The following is a 15,946-nucleotide window of genomic DNA, read 5'->3' as shown; positions in this document are numbered from 1 at the left end:
GGCGGGATAAGCGCAATGGATAAACCCACCCTGATAGTGATTGGCAACGGAATGGCGGGCGTGCGGCTGGTGGAACGGCTGTGCGAGCGTGCGCCGGAGCGTTACCGCATTGTGATCATCGGCGAAGAAAAACAGCCTGCGTATAACCGCATTCTGCTCACGCCGGTGCTCGCCGGTGAAAAACAGTTTGATGACATCGTGACCCATGATGCGCAGTGGTACAAACGTCACAACGTCACGTTTATCGCCGGTGCGGCGGCGACAGAAATTGACCGCACTGCCCGCAGGGTGCGGGCTGGCGGGCAGATGTTTGACTATCACCATCTGGTGCTCGCCACCGGTTCGCGGCCTTTTATGCTGGCGGCGCCGGGCGCACAACTACGAGGTATTCACGGTTTCCGTCAGCAGCAGGATGTGGAAAACATCCTCAGCGGAGATTACGCCGGACAGCCGGTCGTGGTGGTGGGCGGCGGCGTATTAGGCGTGGAAGCCGCTGCCGCACTGGCGCTGCGGGGCATGCAGGTCAGCCTGTTGCATCGCGGCAACCATCTGATGGACAGCCAGCTCGATGAACATAGTGCAGAACTGCTTCGCGCCAGCCTCGCCACGCGCGGCATTACGACCCTTTTACAGGCGCAGACCGTGGCCTATGCCGGTGACCCCGCCGGGAATGTACGGGCGGTGAGGCTCAGCGACGGGCGTGAAATTCCCGCGCAACGCGTGGTGGTAGCCGCCGGTGTCCGGCCCGAGATTGCCCTGGCGCAGGCCGCCGGACTGGACTGTGATCGCGGCATTCTGGTCAGCGTCACGCTGCAAACCTCCGACCCGGCTATTTCGGCCATTGGCGAATGTTGTCAGCAGGGGGAACTGACCGCCGGTCTGGTCGCGCCGTGCTGGCAACAGGCTGAGGCGCTGGCGGCCCGTCTGGCCGGTGCACCGGTGGTTTCTCCGGTGATGCACACGGTGCCGCTGCGCCTGAAAGTGACCGGCATTGACGTGTTCTGTGCCGGTGAACTGCACGGCGGCGACGGCGCACAAATTCACACGGTATCTGACCCGGTTGACGGTCATTACCGCCGCCTGTTGCTGCGTGATAACCGGCTCACCGGCGTGTTGCTGTGGGGTGATATCAGCGACGGGCCGGAATATTTCGCCCGCATCAGCCATCCCGCCAACTGCCAGACGCCATTGAGCATATTCAGCCCCGGCGATGAACCGGCTATTAAATCAGAACAGTTACCCGCCGAGGTAACGAGGAGCACTGCAATGTCGAAACCCGTATTAGTCATGGCCGGACACGGCATGGTTGGCCATCATTTTCTGCAACAACTGGTCGAGCGTGAACTGCATCGGCAATATCAGGTAATTGTGTTTGCGGAAGAAAAATCACCAGCCTACGACCGGGTGCATTTGTCCGAGTTTTTCTCCGGTCGCAGCGCGGAGTCGCTGTCGGTCGTAGAAGAGGGTTTCTTTGCGTCGACCGGCATTGAACTGCGCCTCGGGCACAGCATCGGTCATATCGATACCCGTCACCGTTTTGTGGTCGATCATCAGGGGCGGCAGACGGCTTACGATTTGCTGGTGCTGGCGACCGGTTCTTACCCGTTTGTCCCGCCAATTCCGGGCAACGATGCGCCGGGCTGCCTGGTTTACCGCACGCTGGACGATCTGGCGGCGATTCAGGCCTGCGCTGCCACCGGCAAAACCGGTGTGGTGGTGGGGGGCGGTTTGCTGGGGCTGGAAGCCGCAAACGCGCTGAAACATCTCGGACTGCAAACGCATGTGGTGGAATTCGCCCCACGGCTGATGGGCGTTCAGCTTGATGAAGGCGGTGCGGCGATGCTGCGCCGTAAAATTGAAGCGCTGGATGTGCAGGTCCATACCGGCAAAGAAACCCGCGCGATCGTGGCCGGAGAAGCCAGTCGTTATCGCATGGAGTTTGCCGACGGCGGTCATCTCGAGACCGATCTGGTGCTGTTCTCCGCCGGTATCCGTCCGCGGGATCAGCTGGCAAAAGAGTGCGGGCTGGAGGTCGGGCCGCGTGGCGGTATCGTGATTAACGATCAGTGTCGTACCTCTGATCCGGCCATTTTTGCTATCGGTGAATGTGCCTTGTGGAACGGGCAGATTTTCGGTCTGGTCGCCCCCGGCTACCAGATGGCGCGCACACTGGCCGATACGCTTTCCGGCAGCGAGGTGGCGTTTAAAGGCGCGGACATGAGCACCAAACTGAAACTGCTGGGCGTAGAAGTGGCCTCAGTCGGCGATGCGCATGGCCGCACGCCGGGCAGTCAGAGTTATAGCTGGGTCGACGGTCCGGCGGAAGTGTACAAAAAAATCGTGGTCTCGCAGGACGGCAAACGCCTGCTCGGCGCGGTGCTGGTCGGCGACAGCAACGAATACAGCACGCTTTTGCAGATGATGCTTAACGATATGCCGCTGCCCGCCAGTCCGGAAAACCTGATCCTGCCCGCCAGCGCCGGTGCAGCGCCACAAACGCTGGGCGTCGCGGCATTGCCGGACGGTGCGCAAATCTGTTCCTGCCATAACGTCAGCAAATCAGATATCTGTGACGCGGTGAAGGGCGGTTGCGGCGATATGGCGGCGGTCAAAGCCTGCACTAAGGCGGCGACAGGCTGCGGCGGCTGTGCAGCGCTGACCAAACAGGTGATGGAATTCGCACTCACCGAAATGGGTGTCGAAGTAAAAAAAGACGTCTGCGAGCACTTTGCTTATTCCCGTCAGGAAATTTATCACCTGGTGCGCATGGGCAATATCCGCAGCTTTGCCGAACTGATTCAGAAACACGGTCACGGCAGCGGCTGTGAAATCTGCAAGCCGCTGGCGGGATCCATTCTGGCGTCCTGCTGGAACGATTACCTGCTCAAACCGCAGCATTTGCCGTTGCAGGACACCAACGATCGTTATTTCGCCAATATTCAAAAAGACGGTACCTATTCCGTGGTGCCGCGCATTCCGGCTGGCGAAATCACGCCCGACGGGCTGATCGCCATCGGTCTGGTCGCCAAACGCTACAACCTCTACACCAAAATTACCGGCGGGCAACGGGTGGATTTATTCGGCGCCCGCCTCGAACAACTGCCGGAAATCTGGCAGCAACTGGTGGACGCCGGTTTTGAAACCGGTCACGCCTACGGCAAATCGCTGCGCACGGTGAAATCCTGTGTCGGCTCAAGCTGGTGCCGCTACGGTGTACAGGATTCCACCGGCCTGGCGCTGCAACTGGAGAACCGCTACAAGGGGCTGCGCTCCCCGCACAAAATCAAAATGGCGGTCTCGGGGTGTACCCGTGAATGCGCCGAAGCACAGAGTAAAGACGTGGGCGTGATTGCCACCGAAAAGGGCTGGAACCTGTACGTGTGCGGCAACGGCGGCATGAAACCGCGCCACGCTGATTTACTGGCGCAGGACATGAGCACGGAAGATCTGATCCGTACCGTAGACCGCTTTCTGATGTTTTACATCCGTACCGCTGACCGCCTGCAACGTACCAGCACCTGGATGGATAATCTCGAGGGCGGCATGGATTACCTGCGTCAGGTGGTGCTGGAAGACAGCCTGCACATCGGCGCAGAACTGGAAAGTGAGATGAACGCGGTGGTCGGCACATATCAGTGCGAATGGCAAACCACGCTGGCAGATCCGGACCGGCTGGCGCTGTTCCGTCCGTTCGTCAACAGCAGCGAGCCGGATGAAGCGGTAGTGATGGTGACGGAGCGACAGCAGGTTCGCCCGGCGACGTCGCAGGAACGCGCCGGTATTTCCGTCAGCGCCGTTTCTCAGCCGGTGATGGCGGTGCAGGGCTGGGTGGAGTTGTGCGATCTCAGCGCCATTCCGGCCAATGCCGGTATGGCGGCGCGGCTGGCTAACCGGCAGATTGCGCTGTTCCATTTGCCGGAGCATCCGCAGCAGGTTTTCGCGCTGAGTAACCATGAGCCGGACAGCGATGCCAATGTGCTGGCACGCGGGCTGGTGGGCGATGTGAAAGGCGAGCCGGTGGTGATTTCGCCGCTGTACAAACAGCGTTTCCGTTTACACGACGGGCGCAGCGTGGACGACGCGCAACTGGCGCTGAGTGTCTGGCCGGTGAAAGTCGAAAATGGCCGTGTCTGGGTGCAGGAACAGCCGGGGGTGAAAACCGCTGAAACCATTGCGACGGTCAGCGTATGAAAAGACCTCCGGCAACAGCACCGGCGCTGACCACCTGTGCTTACTGCGGCGTGGGATGTGGCGTCAGCATGGAACCGCAGACCGGGAGTTTCAGCGCCCGTGGTGATAAAACGCATCCGGCTAATCACGGACGACTGTGCGTAAAAGGCAGTGCGCTGGGAGAAACGCTGGGGTTGCAGGGGCGGTTGTTACAGCCGGAAATCGACCGCCAGCCGGTAAGCTGGACGCGGGCGCTTGATACGGTCGCGCAGCGGTTACAGGCGGTGATCGACGAACAGGGTCCGCAGGCTGTGGCATTTTACGGTTCCGGCCAGTTACTGACTGAAGATTATTATGTCGCCAATAAACTGATGAAAGGCTTTATCGGCGCGGGAAATATGGATACCAATTCGCGGCTGTGCATGGCATCTGCCGTGGTGGGTTACAAACGCGCGTTCGGGGCCGACGCGGTGCCGTGCAGTTATCAGGATCTGGAACGGGCCGACTGCGTCTTGCTGACCGGTTCGAATACGGCATGGGCACATCCGGTGGTGTATCAGCGGCTGGCGCAGGCCAAAAAGGACCGGCCGGAGATGCGCATTATTGTTATCGATCCGCGCCAGACTGCCACCTGTGATATCGCCGATTTACACCTGGCGTTACGCCCCGGCAGTGACGCGGCGCTGTTTTGTGGTGCGCTGAACGCGATGGCGGAGAGCGGAAAACTCGACACCGCTTTCCTGCAACGCCATACACAGGGTGCTGAAGACGCGTTGCGGGCGGCGCGGGACTGGACAGTGGCGCGTACCGCTGCGTATTGCGGATTACCTGTGGATCAGTTGCTGGCGTTTTATCAGATGTTGGGCGACAGCCAGCGGCTGGTGACGCTGTATTCGATGGGGATCAATCAGTCCGGTTCCGGCGTGGATAAATGCAACGCCATTATTAACCTGCATCTGGCGACCGGCCATATCGGGCGCGAGGGGTGCGGACCGTTTTCAATCACCGGCCAGCCGAACGCGATGGGCGGACGGGAAGTCGGCGGACTGGCGAATCAGCTGGCGTCGCACATGGGCTTTACGCCGCAAGATATCAGCCGCGTGGGGCGTTTCTGGCAGAGTGACAACGTCACACAATCAGCCGGGCTGAACGCCGTGGAGTTGTTCCGCGCAGTGGAAGAAGGCCGGATAAAAGCGGTGTGGATCATGGGCACCAATCCGCTGGTGTCGCTGCCGGATGCCGACCGGGTACGGGCCGGACTGGCGCGCTGCCCGCTGGTGATCGTCTCCGACATTATGCGTGACACCGATACCACCCGTGCCGCGCATATCTGCCTGCCCGCGCTGGGCTGGGGCGAGAAAAACGGCACCGTGACCAATTCTGAACGCTGTATTTCACGCCAGCGGGCGTTTCTGCCTGCACCGGGTGAGGCGAAACCGGACTGGTGGATCCTCAGTCAGGTCGCGCAGCGTTTAGGGTTTGCAGAGGCATTTTCGTATCAGCATCCGGCAGAAATTTTCCGCGAACATGCCGCGCTTTCCGGTTTTGAAAATCAGGGTTCGCGGGCGTTTGATATCAGCGGGCTGGCGCAGCTTTCGGATGAGGAGTGGGACACCCTGCAGCCTGTGCAGTGGCCGGTGAATGCCGCCAATCCGCAGGGCACGGCGCGGCTGTTTACGGATAACAAGTTCTTTCACCCTGACGGCAAAGCGAAACTGATCGCCATCACGCCAAGGCTGCCGGTAAATTCGCCGAATGCGGCGTATCCGCTGATCATGAATACCGGCAGGGTACGCGACCAGTGGCACACGATGACGCGCACCGGCAAGTCAGCGCGGCTGATGCAGCACATCAGCGAGCCGTTTTGTCAGTTTCATCCTGATGACGCGCCGCATATCCAGCCCGGTGATCTGGTACGCGTTGCCTCCTCGCACGGCTGGCTGTTGCTGCGCGCCCAACCCGACAATCTGCAACCGCGCGGCAGCGTGTTTGTGCCGATGCACTGGAACAGCCAGTTCAGCCAGCAGGCGCGGGTCGATGCGCTGATTGAAGCGCATGTTGATCCGCTGTCGGGACAGCCGGAAAGCAAACATATGCCGGTCAGCCTGAGCCGCTGGCCTGCCGCGTGGCAGGCCGAACTGTTTGTGCGTGGTGAAAATATTACGCCACCGGTGACCACTTACTGGAGTCTGATCACCCAGCCGGGGGTGACCCACTTTACGCTGGCCGACTCTTCGCTACCGGCAGACTGGATGGCGTGGCTGAAGGAGTCTTACGCCACGGACAACCTGCTCTGCCAGACCGCGCAACTGGGCGATGACGGTTTCAGCCTGCTGGCCTGGTCTGACGGCGCGTTACAACTGGCGTTCTATGCCCGCCGCAGGCCGCCGTCACCCGACCGGCAGGCGGTGCTGGCGGCATTCACCACACCGCCGCACACGGCGCAACAGCGTCTGTCGTTGCTGGCAGGCCGTGCAGGCCGTGATAAAGCGCCCGCCGGTGCCATCATTTGTAGCTGTTATTCCGTGGGAGAAATCCCGATCACTGAAGCCGTCCGCCAGGGATGTCACAGCGTGCAACAGCTTGGCGAAAAACTAAAATGCGGCACAAATTGCGGCTCATGCATTCCTGAACTCAAAAAAATCATTGCCGGTCAGCTCGCCACGCTGACGGCGGGAGACAGCCAATGAACAACATTCCCGAAAGAACATTACAGATGCAGCAGATCGCGCAAATTCTGGCGGGTGCCAACCGGCGTAATCCGGTGTGTCGTGGCGAAGTCTGGCTGGTCGGCGCGGGGCCGGGGGATGTCGAGCTGCTGACCCTGAAAGCGCTGCGCGTGATCCAGCAGGCGGATGTGGTGGTGTTTGACCGGCTGGTGTCTGAGCCGGTGATGGCGCTGATCCCGGACGAGGCGCTGCGCATCGATGCCGGTAAATCGACGCGCAATCACACGCTGGGACAGGAGGAAATTAATCAGTTGCTGGTCAGTCTGGCGCTGGCCGGGCATCGCGTGGTGCGCCTCAAAGGGGGGGATCCGTTTGTGTTCGGACGCGGCGGCGAGGAGATGGCACATTGCCAGCAGCACGGCGTAATGTGCCACATCGTGCCCGGCATCACGGCGGCGATGGGGTGTGCGGCATCCACGGGTATTCCGCTGACCCACCGCAGTCTGGCGCAGTCCGTGCGGTTTGTGACAGGTCACGGGGCACAGGGAGAGCCGGATGTTGACTGGCGGGCGCTGGCCGAAGCGCGTCAGACGCTGGTGTTTTATATGGGCATTGCCAACAGCGAAACCATCAGCCACCAGCTGATGGCGCATGGCTTACCGGGGACGACCCCGGTCGCCGTCATTGAGCGCGGCACCCGGCCGGAACAGCGGGTGCTGACCGGCAGGCTGGAGACACTGGCAGACATGATCCTTACCGGACAGGTGCAAACGCCTGCGCTGCTGATTGTCGGTGAGGTGGTGGGGATGTACCGGGGAGAGGGGCAACGTCAAGACCGTGGGTTGCCACCCACACCGGCCCAAAGGGTTTTAACCGAACCTCTTTGCAATCCTGCGTTTTTTTAACTGTGCGCTAACGCTGGCTGGCTATGCTTCAGTTACCGCAGTGACAGGCTGGAAATCTTGCCGCTGCGCGGTGCCTTCTCCCGGTCCTGGAACCTTGGGGCTCCAGGCCGCTCCGTTCAGCAAGATTTCTGAATCGCCCGCAAGATCTTAAATTCAAAGGCAGGAGTTTTTAGATTTCAACATCAGTCCGGCTGTGAATTAAGAGCCTGAGGCCGGTTCCAAAATACCGCCGGACGAGGTTACAAACCGCGCTGACAATCCGTTTCGTCAGCATGGCGGTGAGGCTCATAACAAATTTTCCTGACGTTCCAGCCAGCGGGCGTGGCTTTTTTCATCGAGAATTTTTTTCATGTACAGCGTGGTGTGTCCTTTGCCGATGTCTCTTTCGAAGACCGGCTGAAAACCCAGTTTCAGGTACATGTCACGCAGCCACGGATGGCTGGTGGCGGTGCCGAGCGAGTAAGCCGGGGCTTTCAGTTCGCGGATCAGAATGTTGTCTTCCAGCCAGTCCAGCAGCTTCTTGCCGAGACGCTGACCGGCGTAATCCGGATGCGTGCCTAACCAGCCAATATGCGGCAGGCCTATGAGTCCCGGCATTGCACCCCACGGGAAGCGCAGGGTGACCGAAGCCACCATCCGCTGGTCATCAAAGAGCGCAAACACCGCATGATCGTTGAGATGTTGTGTCACGCTTGCCAGATCGGCGGTGGCAGCATCAAACTGAATCCCGAGTGCTTTGATTGGCGCATAGGCGTCCAGCATCAGCGCCAGATAATCGTGTTTATCATCCAGCGTCAGCCGCCTGAAATGTTGTGTCATAACCCGGATCCCTCAGAAGAAGTCAGATGACCGGACTGCACGGCAAAGCGGATGACCTCATCAACTTTTTGCGCGGCGCGGCCGGTGTAATGAGCCGGATCTCACCAGTGGTCAAGATCCCGTTCAGTAATATTGGCCGCCAGCACCGGATGTGCAAGCAGAACAGTTTTAAAAGATGGCTGTTTTTCAAACTGAAGCGTATTCCGGTTTGATCAAGTATGACGCGCACGGCGTGTATTTAGGCGCGATGTATACCCAGGCGTATAAAGCGTCCCGCTTCGGTTCTGTTTCTGATGATACGGCTTACGGTTATGCCAATAAATCTCAGATCATGGAACTGTACGCCAGCTACCAGTTTGACTTCGGTCTGCAACCGTTTGTGGCGTATAACGTCAACAAAGGACATGGTTAACCTGGTGGATGAAAACAGCTTTACCTGTGAAGCCGGTATCAGCACCGACGACGTCACCGCAGTCGGTATTGTTTATCAGTTGTGATGTATACGTTTTGAATGTTTAAGCAGTGTCTGAGAAGTAAAAAAGGCGATGTATGTTGCCTTTTTTACTATCACGCCAGGCACCTGTCAGGTGCTTATTTAATCCGGACTGCTTTTATGCATGCACAGGGGGGAAAACTTTCTCCAGAGATTTAATGAGGTCAGAGAAGAAGGTGTTATTTAAAGAGGTTTTATTATAAACCATATAGACCGGTAACTTTGGAAGATTTAAATCTACAGCTACCGGACGTATCTCATACTGATTTTTGTATTGTTCATAGGCATGGAGAGGAACGAACGCCAGAGTATCAGTAGCTTCAATAATGGGTATCGCAGATCCGACATACCCGACAGAATAGCGGATTTTCCTTTTCATTTTTGTTGTCTTCTCAAGTTGCCTGGCGAAATTAATTCTGACCAGACTTTCATTATCAATAAACGTGAAATCTTCCTTCATCAATTCCTCCGGCAACGCTGTCTCATTAACTCTTGGGTGATTTTTAGCACATATCACAACCAAAGGTTCTTCGTACAGCAAAAATGTATTTCGGGATAAGTTATTGTGCGGGTTTATATCAAATACGATGTCCGTTTTACGGAATGTCAATAAATCGTCTATTGTCGAAAGAGAATTTCCTGCGGTGGTATGAACAACCTTACAGTCCGGCGCGATCTTAGCGACCTGCCTGATTAAAGGTCCCAGAATAGTCAGGGATAAATAGGGTGGGCAGTTGACAGCCAGGCTTGTAATGGTTGACGGGCTATCTATCTCCTGGAAACGGGCTAATAAATTATCATAAGATTCAAACAATTTATCATGAATGCTATTCGCCGTTGTTGTAGGGAAAAGGCTTTTCCCTTGCCGGACGAATAATGGATCAGAAAAATGATCTCGTAAGCGTCCCAGCGCCTGACTGACAGCCGAGGGGGTGAGCCCCAAAACATTGGCCGCTTTGGTAACGCTGCCATGAATGTAGACAGACTCAAACATTGTTATTAGATTGAGGTCAAAGCCTTTAACAGCATTAAGACGTTCGGTATTATGAGTTGCTTTCATATTTTTCTCACTTTGTTGTACAGAAAGATAAGGTCATTTAAACCCGTGCACTTAAAAGTGTAGTTTTGAATTCTGATTTTTCGAGATATTAAAAATAACTATGAAATTATTTTATGAAAAGATGGTAAATTCAATAATTTACCCATAACCATCATCATTTCTACATGCGCTATAAAGCAGGGGTGGTTGCGTTATAACTTTATAATATACCTGATGGCCGACGCTACTTTTATTAATGAATTTTTAATTATCATGGCGTTATTAAAAGCGATTAGGAGTTTTTTTATAAGGTAATTATTTGTTATGACACATGTAATTCGAATCCTTTAACAAACTTAAAGAATCTTTCAGTTCACTGTGTTTATTTCATGGCTCTTAATGTGAATAATGCGTCTCCCCTGTTTATGGATTCAGGGAATTAAATCACGATTTCAATGGAGATATATTTTGAAAATTAACACATTTTTTAAGATGAGCGTACTGGCTGCCGGCATGGTTGCTGCAATGGGCGCAAATGCTGCTGACGGTACCATTAACGTTGCCGGTACTATTATTGATACAGGCTGCCAGGTGGATGCCGCAAGCATTGCAGCGCCGGTTGCTCTTGGCGATCTTGTACCTGCTGATTTCCCAACTATCGGATCAATTTCCGCGAAAAAAGACATTAATATTGTGTTAACCGGATGTCCGGCAAGCCAGACAGGCGTAGCGTTGACCACGCTGGGTGCTGCTGATGCCACCAATAACCAGCTGCTGGCTCTTAATGGTGATTCTGCCGCAACCGGCCTGGGCATTGCTCTGTATAATATGGATGGTTCACTCATTCCGATGAATTCTTCCTCAGCTTTAGCAGCCATTAATAGTGAAACGGGTTCGGCAACAATTGCTTTGCAAGCGGCGGCAATGTCTACCGCAGAAGCGATTACCGGCGGTACTTTCACTGCGACTACTAACTTCTCCCTGACATATAACTAATATCCGTTGTTAATAATCAGCTGTATTACTCACGCTATTTAAATTAATTAACTCGGTTCAAAGGATTAAACCATATTATGAAAAAATTAAGTATTGCTGTTGCGATGATGTTGGGTTTGGGTGTAACTGCCGCTCAGGCTGCTGAAAATGGCACCCTGAATTTCTCAGGTAATGTGATTACCAATGCCTGTGGTATCGATGCCGGCAGCGTTAACTCATCTGTAAATTTTGGTACTCTGACAAAAGATAATATTTTGAGTTTGTCTGCAGTTGGCGATACTAACGCGCAACTGACAAAACCATTTAGTATCAAATTAGTGGGTTGCCCTGCTGATGCACCTATTTCTGTCAAATTTGAAGGTGCTCAATATGATGAGAATGTTCAGGGCTTCAGAGCTAATGAAACATATCATCAGGCCAACGTCGCTGCTATGATTTTTGATGCCAATACTGCGACCAAAGTCATTCCTAATGAATTTGTCAGCAAAGGTGTAACTACTGCGGGCACTAATGAATTGAAATATAATGTTTCATTAACTAAGTGGTGGACCGGTGGTAACACTACCGCTATTGGCGACTTTACGATGGTAATTAATTACACCATGTCTTATGAGTAATCGTTAGTCCCTCAATGTATCTGGCTATTTATTTTACTTATGTTGAGTAAGAGCCATTTTTTTATAAAAGGCTAAAATGAATAAATTATCTAAGCTTTCCTTAGGAATGGCTATTCTGTGTGTTTCGATCTCGGCTTCTGCGGGTTTCTCCGTTGGCGCAACCCGCGTTATCTATAATGGTAATGTGAAAGAGGCATCCCTTTCTGTTAAGAATACCGAAGACTCAAATGTCTATCTTATCCGCTCGTGGGTGAGTTCTGACAAAAAAGGGGAAAAAGTACCGTTTATTACCACTCCGCCATTATTCCGCATAGAACCAGGCCAGGATAATGCTGTACGTATAACTCAGACGTCCTCTTCTTTAGCGCAGGACAAAGAATCGGTTTACTGGCTGAACACGCTGGCCATACCGCCTGCATCGAAAGAAAAGAACTCATTGCAGTTCTCTATTAACACCCGTATCAAATTAATTTATCGCCCGGCAGCGTTGAACAACAAAGACGCCATTGCCAAAGCTTATGAGCACTTAACCTTCACCCGCTCAGGCAGCACTCTTACCGCCAGTAACCCGACGCCTTATTATGTCAGTATGACCAAAGTCAGCATCAATGGTCATGAATTAAAAGACGGATATATGGTTCCTCCAAAATCTTCATTGAAAATAGATAACGCTCCGGTGGGAAACAATATCACCTGGCAGGCTATTAATGACTTCGGTGGATTAACAGAAAAAGTCAAAGCGTCAATTTAATTAAGTCGAAAAATTAAACTCGGGAATGTCCATTTATTATGGAAAATAACAATATTAAAAACAGTTGGGATAAAGACAGCACTAGAAGAAAAGGTGATAAAAGAAAGAATGGTGTGCTGAAAGTCAACCTGACTGCCCGCTCTTTCTTATTAAAACCCTTATCATTTTTCATATTGTTATCTTTACCCGGATTGGCTTTCTCCGCTGAAACTTTTAACCCTGAGATGCTTAAGTCCATCGGTGACGGTGGCGATTTGCAAGGTGTTAATCTGGATTATTTCGCCGAAAAAGGCGGGCAAATGCCCGGCACCTATCAGGTTGATGTTTATCTGAACAACCAGCAGGTTGACTCACGCAATGTCGAATTTGTCAGCCTGCCGGATGCGCCGGGTAAACTCTACGGCGCGATCACGCCCGCGGAGATGGCGGATTACGGCGTTAAACTGGATGTTTTCCCGGATCTGAAAGCCGTTGCACCTGACGCAAAACTGACCAGGCCACTGAGTGCCTATGTGCCGCAGGCCACTGAAAACCTGGATTTAAACCGTAAGCGTTACGACATCACTGTACCGCAAATCGGGGTCAACGTCCGTCCGCGTAACTCGGTTGATCCGAAGCGCTGGGATAACGGTATTCCCGCGTTCATGCTGAACTACAGCTATTCCGGTTCAACAACGCAACGTGATAACAGCGGTCAGTCGCAAAGTAACTTCGTTAACCTGCGCAGCGGGGCAAACCTCGGCGCGTGGCGCCTGCGTAACTATTCGACCTACAACAATCAGCAGAATGAAGGCTCGCACGGCGGCGACGACACCAACACCAGTAATTTTGAGTCGATTAATACCTATGTGCAGCGTGACGTGCGTTTTCTGCAGGGCGGTCAGCTGACGCTGGGCGAATATTCCACGCCCGCCGATGTATTTGACAGTATCCAGTTTACCGGGGCGCAACTTGCCTCCGACGACCAGATGCTGCCGGATTCCATGAGCCAGTTTGCGCCGACGGTGCGAGGCATTGCCAAGTCTAATGCGCAGGTCACTATCAAACAGAATGGCTATGTGATCTACCAGTCCAACGTATCGCCGGGGCCGTTCGCGATTACGGATTTATACCCGTCCGGCAACGGCGGTGATATGGAAGTGACTGTCACCGAGTCCGATGGGTCCGCCACTAAATTCAACATTGCCACCAGTTCCGTGCCGATTTTACAGCGCGAAGGCCGTTTCAAATACAACATGGCGCTGGGGAAATACCGTACCGGGAATGACGACACCGAGACACCGAACTTTATTCAGTTGTCCAATATTTACGGTCTGACCGCACGTACCACCGTTTACGGCGGCGTGCAGTATGCCGAAAACTACCGTGCCGCTAATGTCGGCGTGGGTTTTGACTTAGGTTCAGCGGGTGCGGTGTCATTTGATGCCACGCAGGCCACCAGTGAGTTTGAGGATTCAACCGATACTCAAAAAGGCCAGTCCTACCGGGCGATGTACGCCAAAAACTTCGAGGCAACCGACACTAACCTGCAAATCGCCGGTTACCGTTACTCCACCGAAGGTTACTACGCTTTCAGTGACGTACAGGATTACCAGAAAGAAACTGACAGTGATTTCGATAACTACAACCGCTCGCACAATCAGCGCAGCAAAATGCAGTTGTCCGTCAACCAGTCAATCGGTGATTACGGCTCAATTTATGTCAGCGGCAGTCAGCAGGATTACTGGGGCGGCGACGGTAAAGAACAGCTACTACAGTTGGGCTACAACACCAGCATTTACGGCATCTCTTACGGCTTTAACTACAACTACTCGAAAAATCCGGGTATGACTGAAGCGGATCAAGTATTTGCTTTCAATATGTCAGTGCCGCTCGACAGATTCATCGGGTCCTCAGGGGCATCGGCAACCTACAACATGAGCAGCAAAAAACACGGTTCGACCGTTCAGCAGGCCGGCGTCAGCGGGACGTTATTGCAAGGTGACAACCTCAGTTATTCCGTCCAGCAGGGCTACGAAAATCAGGGCAACGGCGCGTCCGGTAATGCCAGCATGGATTACAAAGGCGGCTCCGGCGAAGGCAACCTCGGTTACAGCTATGACCAGGAAAGCCGCCAGTGGAGTTACGGCATTCAGGGCGGCATTCTGCTTCATGAAAACGGCATCACGCTGTCACAACCGCTGGGCGATACCGTGACGCTGGTGAAAGCGCCGGGGGCTGATGACGTCAACGTCGAAAACAACAGCGGTGTACACACCGACTGGCGTGGCTATGCGGTCGTGCCGTATGCCCAGCCATACCGCAAAAACAGCGTGACGCTGGAAACCGAAAGCTTTGCTGATGATGTGGATATGGACATGAATACCCAGACGGTGATCCCAACCCGCGGTGCGGTAGTGCGTGCAGAATTCAAAACCCGCGTCGGCCAGCGTGCTTTAGTGCAATTGCTGTTTATGGGTAAACCGGTGCCGTTTGGTGCCACCGTCAGCCTGCTGGATAACGACAGCACCGTCACCGGCATTGTCAGTGACAACGGAGAAGTTTACCTGACCGGCCTGCCGGAAACCGGCAACATCATGGCGAAATGGGGTAACGGCAGCAACGAGCAGTGTAAAGGCGCTTACTCGCTGACCAGCAGCAATGCCAGTGACCCGTCTGCGCTGATTAAACAAATTACGGCGCAATGCCACTGAGGCATGAGGAAGTAACATGAAGAATTTATATGCTATTTTAAAAAAAACCGGCTCCGGCAAGATGGGAATACGGTCAATACTGGCAGTACTTTTGTTGATCTGTGGTGTGCATAACGCCATGGCGCTGGGTGTTTGTAACTATCCCTCCACATTTGGGAAAGTAACGGTAGATCGTCAAATTACAGCAATGCAAAGCCAGCCTGTAGGCAGCGTACTCGCAACTTACACCTATAATCAGCTAAATGTACTGGCCAATAGCTGTACCGGTGATTACATGTTAAACAATATTCCAAATACTTCTACCTTTCCAAGTAGTTTAACAAATAACTCGATTTATAAGAGTGGGGTCGAGGGAGTAGGAATACGCGTTACTATAAATTATCGACAAGTTAATCCTGTACATATTATCCAAATCCAGACAGGGGATGGCACTACCCCTATTTATCTCTCCAACGTAAAAGTTGAGTTCGTTAAAACGGGGGAGATCGTTCCCGGCAAGGTAACGACGGGTAATCTGGCTTCAGTTGTGATGGAGGACAGTGCAGGCAACAAAGATGTCTTTAAAGTAAACATAGGAACAGTCGTAATTAAGCAGGCATCTTGCGAAATCACCGGCTCAAGCGCGATTCCTGTGCCAATGGGTGAAGCCAAAAAGGAAGATTTTAGTGGCAAGAACTCAACACTCCCCCCGGTGGACATCAAAATCCCTCTGCAATGCTACGCAGACACGACGGTCAATATCAGCTTCGACGCCCAATCTTCGCTGGGTAATGGCATTATTGATTTGACCAAAG

The 15,946-nt window shown here is 53.6% G+C and carries 11 protein-coding genes and 1 pseudogene; 10 read left to right on the top strand and 2 right to left on the bottom strand.

The window, feature by feature from the left end; translation table 11 throughout:
- Positions 1–15 precede the first annotated feature (15 nt).
- From nirB to cobA, 3 genes are read left to right on the top strand one after another with little or no spacing between them, the layout of a single operon-like run.
- Positions 16–4,191: a nitrite reductase large subunit NirB gene (gene nirB, locus EX31_RS09110; protein ID WP_081925168.1), complete on the top strand. Its 4,176-nt coding sequence runs from the start codon at positions 16–18 to the stop codon at positions 4,189–4,191.
- On the top strand, positions 4,188–6,860 hold the full coding sequence (locus EX31_RS09105) for a nitrate reductase (protein WP_037034374.1): 2,673 nt from the start codon (positions 4,188–4,190) through the stop codon (positions 6,858–6,860). The genes nirB and EX31_RS09105 overlap by 4 nt, the downstream gene beginning before the upstream one ends.
- Before the next feature lie 26 nt (positions 6,861–6,886).
- Positions 6,887–7,744, top strand: a complete 858-nt coding sequence (gene cobA / locus EX31_RS09100) for a uroporphyrinogen-III C-methyltransferase (RefSeq protein WP_369794786.1) — start codon at positions 6,887–6,889, stop codon at positions 7,742–7,744.
- Positions 7,745–8,029: 285 nt separating this feature from the next.
- On the opposite strand, the gene EX31_RS09095 is transcribed toward cobA, so the two are convergent.
- Positions 8,030–8,563, bottom strand: a complete 534-nt coding sequence (locus EX31_RS09095) for a GNAT family N-acetyltransferase (RefSeq protein WP_013575682.1) — start codon at positions 8,561–8,563, stop codon at positions 8,030–8,032.
- Between the two features lie 26 nt (positions 8,564–8,589).
- Between EX31_RS09095 and EX31_RS26155 the strand changes: the two genes are divergently transcribed.
- A complete protein-coding gene (locus tag EX31_RS26155; RefSeq protein WP_037034369.1) occupies positions 8,590–8,775 on the top strand; it encodes a hypothetical protein in 186 nt (61 codons plus the stop codon).
- A pseudogene (locus EX31_RS09085) lies at positions 8,751–9,060 on the top strand (porin); the annotation flags it as partial. The gene EX31_RS26155 and the pseudogene EX31_RS09085, both read left to right, overlap by 25 nt.
- 114 nt (positions 9,061–9,174) lie before the next feature.
- On the opposite strand, the gene EX31_RS09080 reads toward EX31_RS09085, so the two are convergent.
- The gene (locus EX31_RS09080; RefSeq protein ID WP_037034363.1) at positions 9,175–10,116 is read right to left on the bottom strand and encodes a LysR family transcriptional regulator; all 942 of its coding nucleotides are present in this window, start codon (positions 10,114–10,116) and stop codon (positions 9,175–9,177) included.
- Positions 10,117–10,563: 447 nt separating this feature from the next.
- Here EX31_RS09080 and EX31_RS09075 point away from each other — a divergent pair, with 447 nt between their 5' ends.
- The 5 genes from EX31_RS09075 to EX31_RS09055 all read left to right on the top strand — a co-directional run.
- Entirely contained in the window at positions 10,564–11,091 is a 528-nt protein-coding gene (locus EX31_RS09075; RefSeq protein WP_037034361.1) for a fimbrial protein, read from the top strand.
- A 77-nt stretch (positions 11,092–11,168) separates the two neighbouring features.
- Entirely contained in the window at positions 11,169–11,708 is a 540-nt protein-coding gene (locus EX31_RS24950) for a fimbrial protein (protein ID WP_051931009.1), read from the top strand.
- A 76-nt stretch (positions 11,709–11,784) separates the two neighbouring features.
- Positions 11,785–12,459 (top strand): fimbrial biogenesis chaperone, encoded by a 675-nt coding sequence (locus EX31_RS09065; protein WP_037034358.1) that lies wholly within the window; start codon positions 11,785–11,787, stop codon positions 12,457–12,459.
- 113 nt (positions 12,460–12,572) lie between these two features.
- The gene (locus EX31_RS09060) at positions 12,573–15,152 is read left to right on the top strand and encodes a fimbria/pilus outer membrane usher protein (RefSeq protein WP_051931003.1); all 2,580 of its coding nucleotides are present in this window, start codon (positions 12,573–12,575) and stop codon (positions 15,150–15,152) included.
- A 16-nt stretch (positions 15,153–15,168) separates the two neighbouring features.
- Positions 15,169–15,946: hypothetical protein (locus tag EX31_RS09055; RefSeq protein ID WP_037033553.1), on the top strand; the 778-nt coding region annotated here is incomplete at its 3' end.

The sequence above is a fragment of the Rahnella sp. WP5 genome (assembly GCF_000745615.1).
GTDB classification, from domain to species: Bacteria; Pseudomonadota; Gammaproteobacteria; order Enterobacterales; family Enterobacteriaceae; genus Rahnella; species Rahnella aceris.
This window is presented reverse-complemented; position numbering and strand designations above follow the sequence as displayed.

Coding starts and splice junctions, on each gene's coding strand:
- nirB (WP_081925168.1), top strand. CDS start 16: ATGGATAAACCCACCCTGATAGTGATTGGCAACGGAATGGCGGGCGTG.
- EX31_RS09065 (WP_037034358.1), top strand. CDS start 11,785: ATGAATAAATTATCTAAGCTTTCCTTAGGAATGGCTATTCTGTGTGTT.
- EX31_RS09095 (WP_013575682.1), bottom strand. CDS start 8,563: ATGACACAACATTTCAGGCGGCTGACGCTGGATGATAAACACGATTAT.
- EX31_RS24950 (WP_051931009.1), top strand. CDS start 11,169: ATGAAAAAATTAAGTATTGCTGTTGCGATGATGTTGGGTTTGGGTGTA.
- cobA (WP_369794786.1), top strand. CDS start 6,887: ATGCAGCAGATCGCGCAAATTCTGGCGGGTGCCAACCGGCGTAATCCG.
- EX31_RS26155 (WP_037034369.1), top strand. CDS start 8,590: ATGACCGGACTGCACGGCAAAGCGGATGACCTCATCAACTTTTTGCGC.
- EX31_RS09080 (WP_037034363.1), bottom strand. CDS start 10,116: ATGAAAGCAACTCATAATACCGAACGTCTTAATGCTGTTAAAGGCTTT.
- EX31_RS09105 (WP_037034374.1), top strand. CDS start 4,188: ATGAAAAGACCTCCGGCAACAGCACCGGCGCTGACCACCTGTGCTTAC.